Genomic DNA, 15,443 nt, shown 5'->3' with positions numbered 1-15,443 from the left:
GATGACTGACCAGCCAAAGGGCGAGCTTGTCTGCAAGGTGGATGAAATCCAGCTGAAGCAGGCGCTGCGGATCCTGATCGACGACTACCCTGTGGCGATCGTCAAGGACTCCATGGGGGAGATCCACGCAATCGGCGATACCTGCTCGCACGCGGACATCTCACTGTCCGAGGGCGAAGTGGAGGGCTGCGCCATCGAGTGCTGGGGCCACGGCTCCCAGTTCGATCTGCGCACCGGCGAACCGCTGCAGCTGCCGGCCTATGACCCCGTGCCCGTGTTCGCCGTCGAGATCAGGGGCGACGAGGTCTACGTGGACTTCACCCACAGCCTTAACGGCGCCGAAGCCCCCAACTTCAGCTAGCACCACAGAATTACGAACCAACTTCCAGACAGAGACCGCACCGCAGCCGCCAGGCACGGTGCAGAGGAGAACAAGACATATGTCTACTCTTGAGATCAAGGACCTGCACGTCAGCATTGAGACGGAGCAGGGCACCAAGGAAATCCTGAAGGGCGTCAGCCTGACTATCCGGACCGGCGAAACCCACGCCATCATGGGCCCCAACGGCTCGGGCAAGTCCACCCTGGCCTCCACCATCGCAGGCCACCCGCGCTACAACGTCACCAGCGGCTCCATCACCCTGGACGGCGAAAACGTCCTGGAAATGAGCGTTGACGAGCGTGCCCGTGCCGGCGTCTTCCTGGCAATGCAGTACCCGGTGGAGGTCCCCGGCGTGAGCATGACCAACTTCCTGCGCACCGCGAAGACCGCCATCGACGGCGAAGCCCCCAAGCTGCGTACCTGGACCAAGGACGTCAAGGCTGCCATGGAGCAGCTGCGCATCGATGCCGACTTCGCCCTGCGCAACGTCAACGAAGGCTTCTCCGGTGGCGAGAAGAAGCGCGTGGAGATCCTCCAGCTGGAACTCTTCAAGCCCAAGTTCGCCGTCCTGGACGAGACCGACTCCGGCCTGGACGTTGACGCGCTGAAGGTCGTTTCCGAGGGCGTCAACCGTGCACACGCGGACGGCAACATGGGCACCCTGCTCATCACCCACTACACGCGCATCCTGCGCTACATCAAGCCTGACTTCGTGCACGTGTTCGTGGACGGCCAGGTTGTCGAAGAGGGCGGCCCCGAGCTTGCCGACCGCCTGGAAGAAGAAGGCTACGACCGCTACGCCAAGGGTGCCGGCGCTGCCGCTGCCCCCGCCGCGGCACAGGCCTAGTAAGGACTTTTCGCCATGACCGAAATCAACGTGTCCCGCACGAGCCTTGAGGACGTCGAAGAGGCCCTGAAGGACGTGATCGATCCCGAGCTCGGCGTCAACATTGTGGATCTCGGGCTGCTGTACGGCCTGAAGTACTCCGATGACGACGGCGCGCTGCTGATCGATATGACCCTGACCACCGCTGCGTGCCCCCTCACCGATGTCCTCGAGGAGCAGGTGGGCAAGGCCCTGGACGGTGTTGTCGACGACTGGCGCCTGAACTGGGTTTGGATGCCGCCATGGGGTCCGGAGCGGATCACCGACGACGGCAAGGACCAGATGCGGGCCCTCGGCTTCAACATCTAGGTCCCCACCGCCTCCCTGAGCTCGCTTCGCTCGGCCAGGGAACCCTCGGCGGCGGAGGCCCCTTTGGGAATACGACGGCGGGTCACCTTCCACATGGAAGGTGACCCGCCGTCGTCGTCATCCATGCGTTAGAGGTTGGGCGCTGAGAAGGTGTCGCACTGGTTGATGTCGCCTGTCTGGTAGCCCTGGTAGAACCACCGCTGGCGTTGTTCGCTGGAGCCGTGCGTCCAGCCCTCGGGGGAGACCCTCCCCGTAGCCGCTTGCTGGATCCGGTCGTCGCCTACTGCTGAGGCGGCCGAGAGGGCGTCGTTGATGTCCTGCTGCGTCAGCTGTTCCAGGTAGGGCTGCCCGGTCTTCGGGTTGGGGGTGGTGGAAGCGTATTTTGCCCAGAGCCCCGCATAGCAGTCTGCCTGCAACTCGGTGCGGACAGAGCCGGATTCCGGTCCCTGGGGATCCTGCTGGGCCCGGTCCAGGTTGCCGAGGACGTTTTGGATATGGTGGCCGAATTCGTGGGCCACCACGTACTCCTGCGCCAGCGGGCCGCCGGAGGAACCGAACCGGTCCACCAATTCCTGGAAGAAACCGGGATCGAAGTACGCAGTGGTGTCAGTGGGGCAGTAGAAAGGGCCCACCTCGGTGGTGGCCGCACCGCAGCCGGTGTTGGTGCCGCCGGCGAAGATCACGGCCTCCGGCCGCGGGTACTGCACGTTGTACTGCTGCAGATATCCGGGCCAGAAGGCGTTCAGGCTGTTCACGGTTCCGGTGATGCGGCAGTCCGCCCGCGCATCCGCGTCGGCGCCCGTTTCGCAGGCCGGCGCCGTGCCCTGGCTTTGTGGCGCCTGCCCGGCGCCTGCCAGCCCCTCGAGCAGTTGCGGATTTACGCCCAGGAGCGTGGCGATGAGCAGGATGAGCCCGCCGCCGATGCCGCCACCTACCTTCGCTCCGCGGCCCATGCCGCGCCGGTCCTGGACCTGTGACGGATCCAGCTGCACATTGTCGTTGAAGCTCATAAAGTCACAATACCCGCGGGCTCAGGCTTCAACCCGTGCCCGCCGGTAAAGTTGATTCGATGCCTTTCCTCAACCAAATCCAGCGCTGGGCCGAAGAACGGCCGCACGACACCGCCGTCGTGGTCGCCGGTCAGCGCCTCTCGTGGGTGGAGCTCCGCGATGCCGCCGCCGGCATGGTCTCCGACACGAAGGCTGTCACGTCCCTGTGCGAAGCCAACTCGGTGGACTTCGCCGTGAAGTTCGCCGCCGCGGTTGCCGGCGGGCGCCAGTGCGCCGTCCTTGATCCGGCCTGGCCTCAGCCTCTGCAACAGGACATTGTCCGCCGGGTCGAGTCGTCCGCCCAGCCCGCGGCTGTGTCCCCGGACGATGAGCTGGCCGACGGCGGGCCGGAGGCCACCTTCCTGATTGGCCTCACATCAGGCACCACCTCTGTCCCGAAGGCCTTCACGAGGTCGCGGCAGTCCTGGCAGGAGTCGTTCAAGGCTTCGATTGATTTTTTCGGGCTGGGCGCGGACGATGTGACGCTGGCGCCGGGCCCGCTGGCGGCGAGCCTGAACCTGTACGCCCTGTCCGAGTGCCTCTATGCGGGTTCGGAATTCCAGACCCTCGTATCGTTCGACGTCGGCGACGTCCACGCGGCCATCACGCACGACCGGGTCACCCGGCTGGTACTGGTGCCCACCATGCTCAGGATGCTCAGTGAACGTGGAATGACTGGATGCGTGGATGCATCCGGTGTCCGCACCATCATCTGTGCGGGGTCCAAGCTGGACGCGAGGACCCTGGAAGCTGCCCGCCGCTGGGCACCCAATGCCACGATTTTTGAATACTACGGTGCATCCGAGCTGAGCTTCGTGTCCGGCGCGGGCCTTCCTGCCGGGGAGTCGGCGGAGGTGGGCGGGACCGGCATCGGCCGGCCTTTCCCCGGGGTGGACGTCAGGATCCTCGACGACTCCGGCGAACGCCTTTTGGATGGGGCTGCCGGCAACATCTGCGTGCGCAGCGGGATGGTCAGCAACGGCTACCTCTGGGGAGACGACGGCCAGGCCCTCAGGTCCTTCGACGGCTGGTTCACTGTGGGGGACCAGGGCTACCTGGAAGCCGGGGAGCTGCATATCCTGGGCCGCCGCGCGGACATGATCCTTACCGCCGGCAAGAACGTCTACCCGCATGAGGTGGAGCTGGCACTGGCCGCCGTGCCGGGGGTGGCCGCCGCGATCGCCGCCGGGATGCCGGACGACCTGCGCGGCCAGCGCGTGGTGGCGGGCATTGTTCCGTCCGCCGGTGCTGTCACTGCCACCCAGCTGAAGGCGGGGCTGGAGAGCATCCTGGCCCGCGACAAGTGGCCGCTTCAGTATTATGCGGTCACAGAGCTGCCCACCACGGACCGGGGCAAGGTCAGCCGGAACCTCTTGCTGGACTGGATCAGCGCGGGAGATTCCAGGATCCGCAGCCTTGGCACCTGAACTCCTTCCGCCGGACCGCCAGCCCGTGATCATCGCAGCCCGGCGCACTCCCGTCTGCCGGACCAATGGGGCGTTGCGGAAACTCCGCGCCCATGAGCTTCTGGCCCCCGTCCTGCGGGAACTCGTGGCGGATCCCGGGATGGAGCCGGCTGCCGTCACCGACGTGATCATCGGCAACGCCGTGGGCGGCGGTGGAAACGTGGCACGGCTCGCATTGCTGGAAGCCGGCCTGCCGGTCAGCGTGCCCGGCCTCACGGTGGACCGCCAGTGCGGTTCGGGACTGGACGCCATAGTCCTCGCGTCGGGCCTGGTGGCCGCGGGCGGCAACCCGCTGTTCCTGGCCGGGGGGAGTGGAGAGCACCAGCACCGCACCCTTGCGGGCGCACCGGAACGACGACGGCGTGCCGGAGTTTTACCGGCGGGCCCAGTTTGTGCCAGCGGGCTTCGGCGACCCCGACATGGGTGTGGCCGCAGAAACGGTGGCGCAGAAGTTCGGCGTCGGCAGGGACCGGCAGGACGCGTTTGCCCTGTGCAGCCACGAGCGGGCAATTGCCGCAGCCGAGGCAGGACATTTCGACGACGAACTGGTTCCCCTCGCAGTCAACAACGGCACTGTTGCCGCCGACGACGGCCCGCGCCGCGGGCTGACCGCTGCCGTGATGGCGCGGTTCCCGGCCGCCTTCGTGGACGGGGGAACTGTCACCGCCGGCAACTCCTGCTTCGACGCGGACGCTGCCTCCGCCGTCGTGATCACTTCGCTGAAACGCGCCCGGGAACTGGGTGCGCCGGACGGATTGCTGGTGCTGGGCACCGGCACCGCCGGGGTGGAACCCGAGGTCCTCGGCATCGGTGCGGCCACCGCCGCACGGAACGTACTGGCCGCTTCCGGCGTGACTGCGGATGACCTTGACCTGGTGGAATTCAATGAGGCGTTCGCGTCGCAGACGCTGGCCTGCCTTGATGAGCTGGGCATTGATCCCGGGCGGGTAAACCTCGACGGCGGCGCGCTGGCTCTGGGCCACGCGTATGGTGCGTCGGGGGCTGTCCTCGTGACCCGGCTGCTCGCCCAGGCGCGCAGGAAGGGAATCCCCGGAGGCCGGGCGTTGGCCATGATCAGCATCGCTGGCGGCATGGGAACCGCCGCGCTGCTGCAGTACGAACGCTTCTAGCCGCTTCTCGCCGGCTTCAGTCTTCCGCCTCGCCCAGGCCGCGGGCAGCGAGCGCCTCGCCGGTCTGCCGGGCGAAGGCCACGGAGGTGATGAACACGGGCAGGATCAGGGCCCGCGGATTGCGCTCCAGTCCCCGTGCCCGCGCGGAATCGCGGACGTCCGCGAAGGTGCCGGCAATATAGGGGATGCTGCGCAGCATAATGCCAATAGTCAGGGCGAACCGCTCGGGATCGGCCCCCAATCTCTTGAAGGGCGCCGCCGCCTTGACCACGCCGTCCAGGAGCTGTTGAACCGGGGTGGTCGCGGTGAGCAGCGATGCCGCCACCACACAGACGAGGATGTTCAGAACGATCCTTGCCGCTGTTGGTGCGCCGAGCTGCCACCACTGGAAAAGTCCGATCACCAGCAGGACGGCGGCAAGTGGCCGGATGGCGCCCCACAACCGTTTCGGACCGGCGCCGGTGAGCAGGAAAAGGCAGCAAAGCCCTGCGAGTACCGCGCCGGAGATGAGCCAGTCCTGGATGATGAACGAGGCTAGGCCGCAGCCGAAGACCAGCAGGAACTTCAGGGCCAGCGGTAAGCGGTGGACCAGGGAGTTTCCCGGCACGTAGTTGGCCAGGAGGAAACCGTGGCCCCTCATCGTGTGCCCGGTTCCGTGGGGTGAAGGCCGTCCATGCAGAGGGTGCGGTAGGCCGCCACAGCTTCGGCCGGGGCGCCGTCGAACACCACCCTGGCGTTCTCGATGACCAGCACGCGGTCCATTTCCAGGGCGAGGTCAAGGTCGTGGGTGGACATAATGATCTGCTGGTCCAGCCCGGCCAGGGTCCTGCGGAGGAGCTCGCGGTTGCGGAGGTCCAGGAGGGTGGAGGGCTCATCCAGCACCAGGACTTTGGGGTTTACTGCGAGCACGGCGGCGAGGGCAATCAGCTGCCGTTCGCCGCCGGAGAGCTCATAGATGCTTTGGTCCGCCAGGTGCAGGAGCCCCAGGCGCTGCAGCGCTGCCTCGGCCTGGCTCCGCCGCTCGGTGCCGCTCTTCACCGAGCGGCGGAGGGAGAGTTCCACATCCTCCCTGCCGGTAGGCATCACCAGCTGGGACAAGGGATCGGTGAAGACGAAGCCCACGTTCCGGCGTACCCTGCGCACGGCATTGACTGTATCGTCGCCGTCGACCGTTACCCTGCCCATGGTGGGCTGGATGAGGCCGTTGACCAGGCGCAGCAGTGTGGACTTCCCGGAGCCGTTGGCGCCGATAACACCGACGCGCCTTTCCGTGAGTTGCACGTTGACGGCGTCAAGGAGGACTTTGGGCTCCGGCGCGTTATCGGTTTCGACGGCGACTGTTACCTGGTCAAAGGTCACTGCGGGCATAGCGGGCGGTCCTAGGCCTTGATGGTCTTGGCGGCGGCGGTTTTGGCGGCGGTGCGCCGGACGCGGCGAACCAGGATGTCCGGGAAGGCGCGGTGGAGGGCCACGGCGATGACTGCGGCGAGGATGTTCTTGACGATGTCGCCGGGGTAGAAGACGAGGTCGCTCAGGAAGGCCTGCTCAAGGGTGGCCTTGGTGTTCAGCGCGATGCCGGCGACGCCCAGCGAGTGGACCACCACCACGCTGGTGACCGTGGCGGACAGGAACAGCCACAGGGCGCGGGCCCTGGTGGTCCGGCGGATCACCACGATGGCGAGCCAGCCGACGAGGCCGGCGGCGATGGGGAAGGCGATGATGTAACCGGCTGAAGGGCCTGCGAGGATGCCCAGCCCGCTACGGCCCTGGCTAAAGATGGGGAGGCCGGCGAGGCCCAGCAAGGTGTACAGGCCGACGGCGGCGAAGCCCCTTCCCGGGCCAAGGACCAGGCCGGTGAGCATCACGGCGAGGGTCTGGAAGGTGATGGGGACGCCGAAGCCGTTGACCGCGAGCCCGGGCACGAGCGCCGCACCGGCGACGAGGGCGGCGAAGACGGCGATCAATCCGAGGTCAGTGGCGTTCCAGCGGCGGCGCGGACTTTTCAGGGTGTTCGTGACGGCGGTGTCGGTGTTGCTCATGGCGGTCCTGTCGGGGTTGTACAAGCGGAATCTAATGTACTGCCGACGTTACCGGGGTGCGACTGCCCCTATTTTGTAGGGGGCCTACTAAAGCCGCGGGCTTGGGCTGACGGCTGGGCACAACTCTGTCGCTTCTCCTCCGGGATTGGTTCCAACCGTTGCTGGCGGGCCTGCCGGCGTGGCACGATCCAGCTATGACCAAATACCTGATCTCCTTCCCGAGTGAGGCCATGGTGCTCACCGACGAGGAGTTCCCCATCGTCTCCGCCGATGCCGCCGCTGTGATCAAGGAGGCGAAGGCTGCCGGCGTCCACGTATTCGCCGGCGGGATCAACGAGGACGCTGATCCCGTTCTGGTCTCAGCCGACGGGTCGGTGAGCACCGGGACCTATCCGGGCTCCCGGCTCAAGGGCGGGTTCACGGTGCTGGAGCTGCCCACGCGCGAGGATGCGGTCGAGTGGGCGAGAAAGATTGCGGTGGCCTGCCGTTGCCGGCAGGAGCTCCGCGAGTTCGCGTATGACCCCGAGAGCTAGCTGGAAGGCAGCGGGTTGGTCGGTTTCGCGTCAATGGCCATGACGTCTTGGAACGCCGTGGTGACCCACTCTCATGAGGCCTCCCGACCTGTCTCGTAACTAACGGTGGATACAGCGATTCAACTGGAGGGTTGCGGGACATAGTTACGAGAATGGGCCGGTCGCGGACGAACTCTACGTATTCCACGAAATTTCGGCACGGCCGCCACGGCTGTCGGCGGCTCCGGTGGGACGGCCTCGTATGCCAAGGGTTTCGAGACAGTCTGGTGTGTAGCGTTTAGGGCACCTTCACCGGGCATTTTTGCGGGCGGGGTATACGGGACACCTCAAACTCCACCCCTGCAAAACCGCACGTCAAGGCCGGGTTGTCGCGGTAAGGGACCGGCTTACGGTCAAGGCCAGGCGCCGGAATCCGTCACCCACAACGCATATGCCAAAAGAGGACCCCCTGCCCGATGCCGTAAGGAAAACGTGACCAGCCCTAATATTGTGGCGCTCTTTCCCAGGGCATACTCTTTGAGCCTGATCGGGAATTGGGGTGCGGTCGAATGGCCGGAAAAATCAGACTCTCATCATTGGCCGTTACGCTACTGGCCGTTCTGTGTGCGTGCGGAGGTCCTGCCACGCCGATGGCCGAAGCTTCCCCGGAAACACCGCTCCATACTGCCTCCGGCATGCCAATGATGCTTTACACGCACTGCGGGATTGAGGAATTGCGGGTAGACGACACGTTCTTCCTTGCCGAAACACCTTTGAACGACGGCCAGGGCAATCCCCCTCCAGGATGGGGGAACCCTTATCAGGCCGGCACCGTGACGGTGGCCGGTTCAGAGGCTGTATTTCGGGATGACAATGGCCACATCGTCACCTTCCGTGCTCGGCCCGGTGCCACGGGCTTTCTCGAGATCTGTTCCTGATAGTCGAGATATGCCACCCGGTTGAGGATCCCCCACTGCACGCTTATCTATCTCGTTGGGATTTCCCGCCCTCGCCGCATCCGACAAACACGGATCCAGCTATTTTTTACGTCGCCTCATGATCACGAGCGCGGAAATTCCAAGAATCAACAGCAGGACTGCGGAGAAGGCCACTACGAGTACGGGGTCAAGTCCCACTCCTCCGTAGCTGGGAGCGAAAGGTGCCATCTGCAGTCCCCGTTCTGCGATCAGTGTCCGCGTCTCAATTAGCGGCTTGGAATGACCATACGATGGGCTCGCAGTGCCAGGGAATCCCTGGCAGTAAACGTTCAAAGGGTCTCCGCAAGGGGATCCTCCAACGGACATGAGGAAGGAGATCCTTCACAGGTAGGCTTCGGGAAGCCAAAGTGATCGCGAAAATGGGGGAATCAATGGTTGGCCGGAGCGGATTCGGATGGAAATGCGGCACCTGCGGACAGCGGCATCGAGGGCTCGCGAGGGTTTTCGGAGCTCAGGCTCCGGATGTTTGGGCGCATGCCACTGCAACCGAACGCGAAGCCGGCGAACTGACCGACGACATGTGCGTGCTCGAAGTCCAAGGGGAATGGCATTACTTCCTTAGAGGGCACATTGAGATCCCTCTTATTGATGTCCCTGGTGATGTCTTTAGCTGGTCTGCCTGGGTCTCGCTCAGTCAAGAAAGTATCCAAAAGATTGCGGACCATTGGGATGACCCGGCACGGGCCGCGATGCCCCCGGTGTTCGGTTGGCTATGCAACGAGTTGCCCTACGACCAGTCAACGACCTCCATTGCGACGCATGTGCACAATCGGGAGCCAGGAGTGGTTCCCTACATTCAGCTCGATCCGTCCACTGCCCACCCCTTGGTTAGAGAACAGGCGACCGGAATCTCGTTGCATCGGTTGGCTGAAATCAATAACGCGGTAATGGGCTAGGTTCCACGCCAGTAAAGTTCCGATGTTGTCCGGTGAGCGATCGGCTTACGGGCGGTGCAACTCTGAAGATGACGGGTAGCATGACGGCATGCCTGACAGGAACGAGATCGAGGAGCCGCTTCAATCACTGCCTCCTGGAATGGCCCGGAAATACGCCGAGTACAAGCCTGCTACCGATAAGCCCTCGCCTCCGCCTACAAACGTGGGGGGCTACGACGAGCTCCTCGACTACTGCCGCGGCATAGAGGTGAACCTTCCCCGCTCCCGCGAGGGCCTCGTCGTAATTGATTCATTGATTGACAACCCGGAGACCAAGAGAAGCCTAAAGGAACTCACTACGGCGATAGGCATGTTCTACGGAGACGTTCTCACTCACACCATCCCCGGCGCCCACTGGGAAGTTGTCGAATTCCCAATGGTCCGGATAAGCAGGAACACAAGCGTTTCGGTTATCCATGTGGCTCAACGACGGCTTGACGTGGGATTGCCGACCCTCGCGATGAATTACGACCACGCACTCGACGTCATTGACCAAGAGAGGCTTCGAGGCACCTGAGACACGCCGCTGCATCTATCGCTGAAAGTCACCAACTACTGACCTCAAACAAAGATTGTCCCGTGGAGGGTTCCCTCTACGAGGCGGATTCGTTCATGATGTTGGGCGTGCTTCGTAAGCTGCGTTTCGGGCAATGTGGCTGAGCCCTAGCTGCAGTGTGGGTGCAGGGTCGATGTGGCAGTACATCTCTATGCCGGTGCCGCTCACTTTCCAGAGAGACGACGCCAGCCCCGACGGGAGGGCGGTTGCATCGGCCGGCGGACCATATCGTGCTTGAAGCCGCTCATAAATCGAAGGGTACGCCGTCACGGCTGCGGCTCCGCTGGGGGAAGAATCTTCGTAAAGAAAAAGGTTGATGCTGAAGAGCTCGCCTTTGTGGGACATCCAGGAAGCGGCAGACGCAGCTAGGTCGGGACTACGTAAATCCCCTCTTAGGACTTCTGGAGACTCGAAATCCCGTGAATGTCCCGCGGCTGGGTGGAGGCCCAGCCTGGGAAAGTAGTCGCCTAGATCCTCGATGCCAGTGGGCCAATCTAAAGTGACAACGCGATCAATAAAGGCCACCACAGATTCCGCACACGGAACGAGAAGGACGCCAGGAGTCTTTGCCATGCAAACACCATACGCACGCTGCCCACACACGTCTGAAGCGGGCTTGCAGGGTGTCTGCATGACCACCCTGACAGGGTGTCCCGTAAAGGGTTCCTCAAACGAGACCGAGGAACCGCCATCACGCCTCGATTCAACAGTCATTTCCGCAAGGCCGAGGCGGCTGCCCGCAGTCGAAAGAGCTCAAGAGCAAGGCTGTGACTGATCGACGGCGTAGGCTCCCACTATGAAGCCTCGGGGAGCACTTCTGCTTGCAGATGTGCCCTCATGGTCGGCAGCATTGCAGGCGCAGACCGAGCATGTCCAGCAATGGGTTGGGCCTTTGTGGGTGACGTGGAACTAATCTTCTCCACCCCTCCGGAATCGGTTTCAGCTTGTTTCGGCGGGGGCTGCACTCCTGAACAGGTTGTGAAAAACGCGGAAGGTAAATGGCTAGTGCCGCAATCCCCGCCCTACCTGACTCCGCCTGTCAGCGTCACCTCGATATATGTGGATGCCAGCACTACCTCGGGAAATCGCCTAACGAGTGCCCTGCCCATAGAAACGGAATCCACCGGCGAATACCCCTTCGGACGCGAGTGTGGTGGACCTTTCAGATTCAAGCCGGTGCAAGTGGTCCTCGGCGAACACTCATCGTCCGATGAGGGTTCGGTGAGAGAGTGAATTCCGATCCTTTGCCGTGGAACGCGAGACTCACACTAGTGAAAGGGAAGCTCTGCACCCTTGGGGAAGGTCAAGACTCCTTGTGCTGGCGTTATGGTGAACCACTCGTCGCCCTGCTTGGAGGCAAAAATGATGACTCTTTCAGCTGTATCGAGCGGATCGCCGTACGGGTAGGACCCTTCCACAGTGCAGGTCGGGGGCGTGGAGGTGACCTGGAGGTTCCCATCTCCGGGATCCCCTTTGAGTACCTGCTCAACTTCTATAAGGTGGGTCGTGGCCATGTGACCGTAAATGCTGGTTTCGCCGGCCCGGCTTATGGACTCACCGATGAGCACCAGGCCGGCGTTGTCGTATTGCTCCTGAGGGGTCTCGAACCGGACCCAGTCAACGCACGCGAAGGGACCACCGGCTGGAACCGGGCTACTCGTAGAACCAGGGATTGGGCTAGTGGCATTCGCCGTGGGTTCCGCGGTTCCCGGTCCGCCCGTCACCTTATCGCCGCATGATGTAAGCAGCATGGTGAGAACTAGTGATGGAACCAGGCATCGCCACAACCGAATGCGTTTCATTGTGTTCCCTTATAAGTGGACGCTGATCGAAGGATATAGGGTGCGTACCCGCACTCACGGATGGCGCTCTCGGGGCGGATCGGGAACGGGCATAATGCGGCGGAGTGCAGGGATACGAGCGAATGATCTGGTCACCCTGGCGGGGCACCTCGTGTTGGGTAGGAGGGTATCCCTCCGCCGGAGCCGGCAGCCGTGAAAACGCCTATCTGGGTTTCTCCGTCGCTTTGGAAGACAGGGATCTCGCGGGGAGGGCGCGGGCTACTGAAGTTTTGGGCGGCGTCTTCGGGGCTGGTCGGCATGGGTCCGCCGTACAGGTCCCTTGCGTAGGCGTATCCGGATTGCCCGTTGGTGGCTATCACCGCGATCAGGTCGGGAGTCCCGTTCTCCTGGCTTTCGACGCCATAGGTCTCACCCTTGGCATTGACACCCAGGGGAGTCCGTTCCTGCTTTACATACTCGGCGGTGAGCTGCCAGCGGGCCTCGGGGTCGGTCTTGATCGTGACACTGTCCTGGCCGGGGGCAAGGCCGATGGTGTAGCCGCTCCAGCCCAGTCTGGGGTTCGCCACATCCTCCTCCGAGCAGCTGGCCGCCGCGCCGTCGGGAAACTCAAACCAGCTTGGCGTGAGGCATCTAAGCTCCATTTGAATCCCCGTGGTCCCCTCGGGAGGAGTGCCCAGCTCAACGGTTGCTGTGCCGGTGTAAGTTGTGGTCACGGGCGAGGCCAATGGTGTTACTTTTTCGCCTCCAGGGATGACGAAAAGCCCTGCCGCGGCCGTTCCGATGCCAAGCAGTCCCGCTCCGGTCAGCGCACCGGTACCTAGCCATAGCCTGGTACGCGTCCGTTTCGCGACTGGGATACCTTCTTGACCTGGGAGACCAGTTCTGCCCGAAGGGCATCACTGAACAGGTCATCGACGTGAAACTGGTTCATGTCTTCTCCTTCCAACACCGGGGTTGGAGCGGTGGGCGGGTTAGTTGATGCATCACCGTCGAGGGCGGCTCTGAGCCGCTGGCGCGCGCGATGTATCCGTGATTTCGCTGCAGCAGGGCTAAGACCCAGGACGGCGGCGGTAGCAGCGATGGTGTACTCCTCGAAAACGACCAGGGCGACCAGGTGCAGGTCCTCGGTCGTCAAGGTAGTCAGCGCCCGTGCAAGATCCTGGTCAAGAGTGTCCTGGTAAGAGCGGTAAGAATCTGCTGTTGGGTCGCTGAGGTCCTCGGTCCTGGGAAGGGCGCTTAGGAGGCGTTGGTAGCGGAGCGCTGTGCGGGTGCTGTTGCGAGCCATGTTCGTGGTCGTAACCAGCAGCCACGGAAGAATCGATCCTTCGACGACCCGGACCTTCTTTCGCCGCCGCCAGAGCTCAAGGAAGGAGGTAGCCATGATGTCTTCAGCATCGTGGTGGTTCCCGCACAGCCGGTACGCGTGGCGGAAAACCCTGTCGCGATGCCGGTCATACAGGGCGCCAAAGGCGTCGCCCTGGCCCAGAAGGCTCTGTTGCCACAACCCCTCTTCGTTGTCTCCGTTGTTCCCCATGCCCTTTAGTGTCCGGCAAAGCCCAAAAAGGTTTCACTGAAGCGAAAAAACTTCGAACCAGGAAAATACGGGTCCCGCATTCTGGAAGGTCAGAGGGCCGTCGTCTCCTTGTCTAGCCGGTTCGGTGTCTCGAAACCCCTGCGCCTTGAAACCCTAGGGATACGACACAGGGACTAGGCAAGGGCCTCGCCCCTTGGTGGTTCTACGCGCCATTTTGGGATCACAAACCCCGCCAAATAGCACCGAATGTCACAGACTTCGAGGGCATTGACGACCTGCTCATGCCGTCTTTTATAAGGATCCTTTGCCGAGGTGCCTGGGTTTGGAAAGCACGCACAGGTGGTTGGCTTGATGGCATCTTGGATCTACAGATGCGTGACAGACTTCGCCAAGTGCTTCCTCTGGAGTTTGAGCTGTTCCTCAAGTGAACAGACGTTTCTGAACCGAGCCTTCAACCACTCTATGAGGACTATGCCCAGGAAACCGGATGTAGCGGCGCAGGTGAGGAAGTATGCGGAGTTAACGGGAATGACTGCAGCTGCGTAAACAGGGCTTCCAGCGGAGATAAGGATCGCGGCTGGAAGGGCGTCGAGTAATTTTTCGAGGCCGCACCGCCAGTCCGTGAGTTCGGTTGTCCAATCGCTGAAGAGACTTGCGAGAGGAAGGACCCCTGTCCTGACGGCATATTGGAAAGGGGGCCTGTGGTCTTCCGATAATGTGCACGCGGGCTTCAACACGGGGGAGGGGATTAGAACAAAGAGGAGCAATCCGCACAAGACGGGAAGGTTCCCCCAAAGTTGATCCGCCTGGCTACTTTCCGGCCCTAAATCTGTGAGCCACGCCAGCGACACAGGGATAAGGACGACGTGGCCGAAGGCAAGAGCTGACAACAGCCTGGTTCGGTACTCCAGCCGCATGCTTTGAAGGGCTGAAGTTGCAGAGAGTCTCAAGGTACTCTTCATCGCTGACCCCTTCCGAAACAGAATCCAGCTGGGGGAGCCATTTACAGGCGACTGGAACGGAGGAAATGCAGCCGTGAGGATATCTTGCCCTGCGCGGAGACTGCATTAGCGGCGGCAGGCTTGCCGTGGCCGGTCCCGTGTGCCGATACTGCGGCAACACCAAGCAGCGCTGTCCCGAGGTTGACCACGCTTTCCAGGTAGGCCGGGTGCCCCCATCTGGATATCGAGTCAAGCACGATGGTCAGCGGAAAAATGATGACCGGTGAGGCCAGTAACCACCCTGAAAGCTGCATTCGATGGTGCCTAAGCAGCAGCAGCCCCAAGGGGATGGGGGCAACAAACGAACCTAGGAAAGCCACAAATATCACCATCGAAACCCATCCCACCGCATCGAAATCCGTGTGGGGTGCAAAAAGTCCGGCCCAGCAGAAGGGAAGTCCGAGAATCAAATAACAGGCTGCCAGGATCTTTCGGAGCCAGGGCAGCGCCCTGCTGTCGCCGTCGATCTGCCGCCGATAGGCGGTCAGGACCGCTGCAAGCAGCAGGTACACGACTGCGTGCAGCAGGATGATGCCGCGGAGAATTAATTCAGGTCCATCGGCGGGATCCCACGGTGCGGTTCCGGATGGTGCGAGGGCGTTCCGCACTGCGTCCGATAATGCCAGGACGGACAACCCTGCCGCAGCGGACACCGCAGCGATTGGAAGCAGTTTCATGATCAACTCCTCATGGATCGGCGGTCGATCCGCCGTCTGTCTTCCAGCCTGCTCCCGCGGCCTGCTTCAGGCATCGCCCGCGGCGCACCGGGAGCGTCCACCATCGAAGTGTTTATCTCTCCTACCAACGATGGACCCGGCTCCCCCTCCGGGTGGACGCACCCGCT

18 protein-coding genes and 1 pseudogene are annotated in these 15,443 nt (G+C 62.8%); 9 read left to right on the top strand and 10 right to left on the bottom strand.

Annotated features, from left to right (window positions below; translation table 11 throughout):
- Position 1 precedes the first annotated feature (1 nt).
- From QF047_RS09860 to QF047_RS09850, 3 genes are all read left to right on the top strand, one after another.
- Positions 2–361: a non-heme iron oxygenase ferredoxin subunit gene (locus tag QF047_RS09860; protein ID WP_306633355.1), complete on the top strand. Its 360-nt coding sequence runs from the start codon at positions 2–4 to the stop codon at positions 359–361.
- A gap of 79 nt (positions 362–440) precedes the next feature.
- Entirely contained in the window at positions 441–1,229 is a 789-nt protein-coding gene (sufC, locus tag QF047_RS09855) for a Fe-S cluster assembly ATPase SufC (RefSeq protein WP_307276205.1), read from the top strand.
- A gap of 15 nt (positions 1,230–1,244) precedes the next feature.
- Positions 1,245–1,577 carry a metal-sulfur cluster assembly factor gene (locus tag QF047_RS09850; protein WP_306633358.1) on the top strand — a complete coding sequence of 111 codons (333 nt, stop codon included), beginning with the start codon at positions 1,245–1,247 and terminating at the stop codon, positions 1,575–1,577.
- Here the strand turns inward: QF047_RS09850 and QF047_RS09845 are convergent.
- Together QF047_RS09845 and QF047_RS09840 are read right to left on the bottom strand one after the other, a co-directional pair.
- Positions 1,574–1,702 (bottom strand): hypothetical protein, encoded by a 129-nt coding sequence (locus tag QF047_RS09845; RefSeq protein WP_307276199.1) that lies wholly within the window; start codon positions 1,700–1,702, stop codon positions 1,574–1,576. The genes QF047_RS09850 and QF047_RS09845 overlap by 4 nt on opposite strands.
- A gap of 3 nt (positions 1,703–1,705) precedes the next feature.
- Positions 1,706–2,587 (bottom strand): neutral zinc metallopeptidase, encoded by an 882-nt coding sequence (locus QF047_RS09840; protein ID WP_307276196.1) that lies wholly within the window; start codon positions 2,585–2,587, stop codon positions 1,706–1,708.
- Positions 2,588–2,646: 59 nt separating this feature from the next.
- On the opposite strand from QF047_RS09840, the gene QF047_RS09835 reads away from it, so the two are divergent.
- Entirely contained in the window at positions 2,647–4,053 is a 1,407-nt protein-coding gene (locus QF047_RS09835; RefSeq protein WP_307276193.1) for a class I adenylate-forming enzyme family protein, read from the top strand.
- Positions 4,043–5,222 (top strand): annotated as a pseudogene (locus QF047_RS09830) (acetyl-CoA C-acyltransferase). The gene QF047_RS09835 and the pseudogene QF047_RS09830 overlap by 11 nt, the downstream one beginning before the upstream one ends.
- 16 nt (positions 5,223–5,238) lie before the next feature.
- On the opposite strand, the gene QF047_RS09825 reads toward QF047_RS09830, so the two are convergent.
- Genes QF047_RS09825 through QF047_RS09815 form a run of 3 tightly spaced genes read right to left on the bottom strand, consistent with a single transcriptional unit; the run spans position 5,239 to position 7,261 of the window.
- Positions 5,239–5,862, bottom strand: a complete 624-nt coding sequence (locus QF047_RS09825; RefSeq protein ID WP_307276190.1) for an energy-coupling factor transporter transmembrane protein EcfT — start codon at positions 5,860–5,862, stop codon at positions 5,239–5,241.
- The gene (locus QF047_RS09820; RefSeq protein ID WP_307276187.1) at positions 5,859–6,590 is read right to left on the bottom strand and encodes an energy-coupling factor ABC transporter ATP-binding protein; all 732 of its coding nucleotides are present in this window, start codon (positions 6,588–6,590) and stop codon (positions 5,859–5,861) included. Before QF047_RS09820 ends, QF047_RS09825 begins: the two co-directional genes overlap by 4 nt.
- An 11-nt stretch (positions 6,591–6,601) precedes the next feature.
- Entirely contained in the window at positions 6,602–7,261 is a 660-nt protein-coding gene (locus QF047_RS09815; protein ID WP_307276184.1) for a biotin transporter BioY, read from the bottom strand.
- Between the two features lie 194 nt (positions 7,262–7,455).
- Here QF047_RS09815 and QF047_RS09810 point away from each other — a divergent pair, with 194 nt between their 5' ends.
- The 4 genes from QF047_RS09810 (at position 7,456) to QF047_RS09795 (ending at position 10,223) form a co-directional block, all read left to right on the top strand.
- Positions 7,456–7,794, top strand: a complete 339-nt coding sequence (locus QF047_RS09810; RefSeq protein ID WP_307276181.1) for a YciI family protein — start codon at positions 7,456–7,458, stop codon at positions 7,792–7,794.
- A gap of 629 nt (positions 7,795–8,423) precedes the next feature.
- Positions 8,424–8,711 (top strand): hypothetical protein, encoded by a 288-nt coding sequence (locus QF047_RS09805; RefSeq protein WP_307276179.1) that lies wholly within the window; start codon positions 8,424–8,426, stop codon positions 8,709–8,711.
- 407 nt (positions 8,712–9,118) lie between these two features.
- Positions 9,119–9,667 carry a DUF2199 domain-containing protein gene (locus tag QF047_RS09800; protein ID WP_307276176.1) on the top strand — a complete coding sequence of 183 codons (549 nt, stop codon included), beginning with the start codon at positions 9,119–9,121 and terminating at the stop codon, positions 9,665–9,667.
- A gap of 88 nt (positions 9,668–9,755) precedes the next feature.
- Positions 9,756–10,223, top strand: coding sequence for a DUF6278 family protein (locus QF047_RS09795; RefSeq protein WP_307276173.1), 468 nt, complete (start codon positions 9,756–9,758; stop codon positions 10,221–10,223).
- 1,307 nt (positions 10,224–11,530) lie between these two features.
- Here QF047_RS09795 and QF047_RS09790 read toward each other — a convergent pair.
- The 5 genes from QF047_RS09790 to QF047_RS09770 all read right to left on the bottom strand — a co-directional run bounded on the left by QF047_RS09790 (position 11,531) and on the right by QF047_RS09770 (position 15,276).
- The gene (locus QF047_RS09790; protein ID WP_307276170.1) at positions 11,531–11,830 is read right to left on the bottom strand and encodes a hypothetical protein; all 300 of its coding nucleotides are present in this window, start codon (positions 11,828–11,830) and stop codon (positions 11,531–11,533) included.
- Between the two features lie 365 nt (positions 11,831–12,195).
- Positions 12,196–12,777, bottom strand: a complete 582-nt coding sequence (locus QF047_RS09785; RefSeq protein ID WP_307276168.1) for a hypothetical protein — start codon at positions 12,775–12,777, stop codon at positions 12,196–12,198.
- Positions 12,778–12,881: 104 nt separating this feature from the next.
- On the bottom strand, positions 12,882–13,598 hold the full coding sequence (locus QF047_RS09780) for an RNA polymerase sigma factor (protein WP_307276165.1): 717 nt from the start codon (positions 13,596–13,598) through the stop codon (positions 12,882–12,884).
- Positions 13,599–13,963: 365 nt separating this feature from the next.
- On the bottom strand, positions 13,964–14,560 hold the full coding sequence (locus QF047_RS09775) for a hypothetical protein (RefSeq protein WP_307276162.1): 597 nt from the start codon (positions 14,558–14,560) through the stop codon (positions 13,964–13,966).
- A gap of 41 nt (positions 14,561–14,601) precedes the next feature.
- Positions 14,602–15,276, bottom strand: coding sequence for a hypothetical protein (locus QF047_RS09770; RefSeq protein ID WP_307276159.1), 675 nt, complete (start codon positions 15,274–15,276; stop codon positions 14,602–14,604).
- Between the last annotated feature and the right edge of the window lie 167 nt (positions 15,277–15,443).

The sequence above is a fragment of the Arthrobacter sp. W4I7 genome (genome assembly GCF_030816215.1).
Classification (GTDB): domain Bacteria; phylum Actinomycetota; class Actinomycetes; order Actinomycetales; family Micrococcaceae; genus Arthrobacter; species Arthrobacter siccitolerans_A.
The sequence above is the reverse complement of the archived record's forward strand: the minus strand, read 5'-3'. Positions and strand labels throughout refer to the sequence as shown.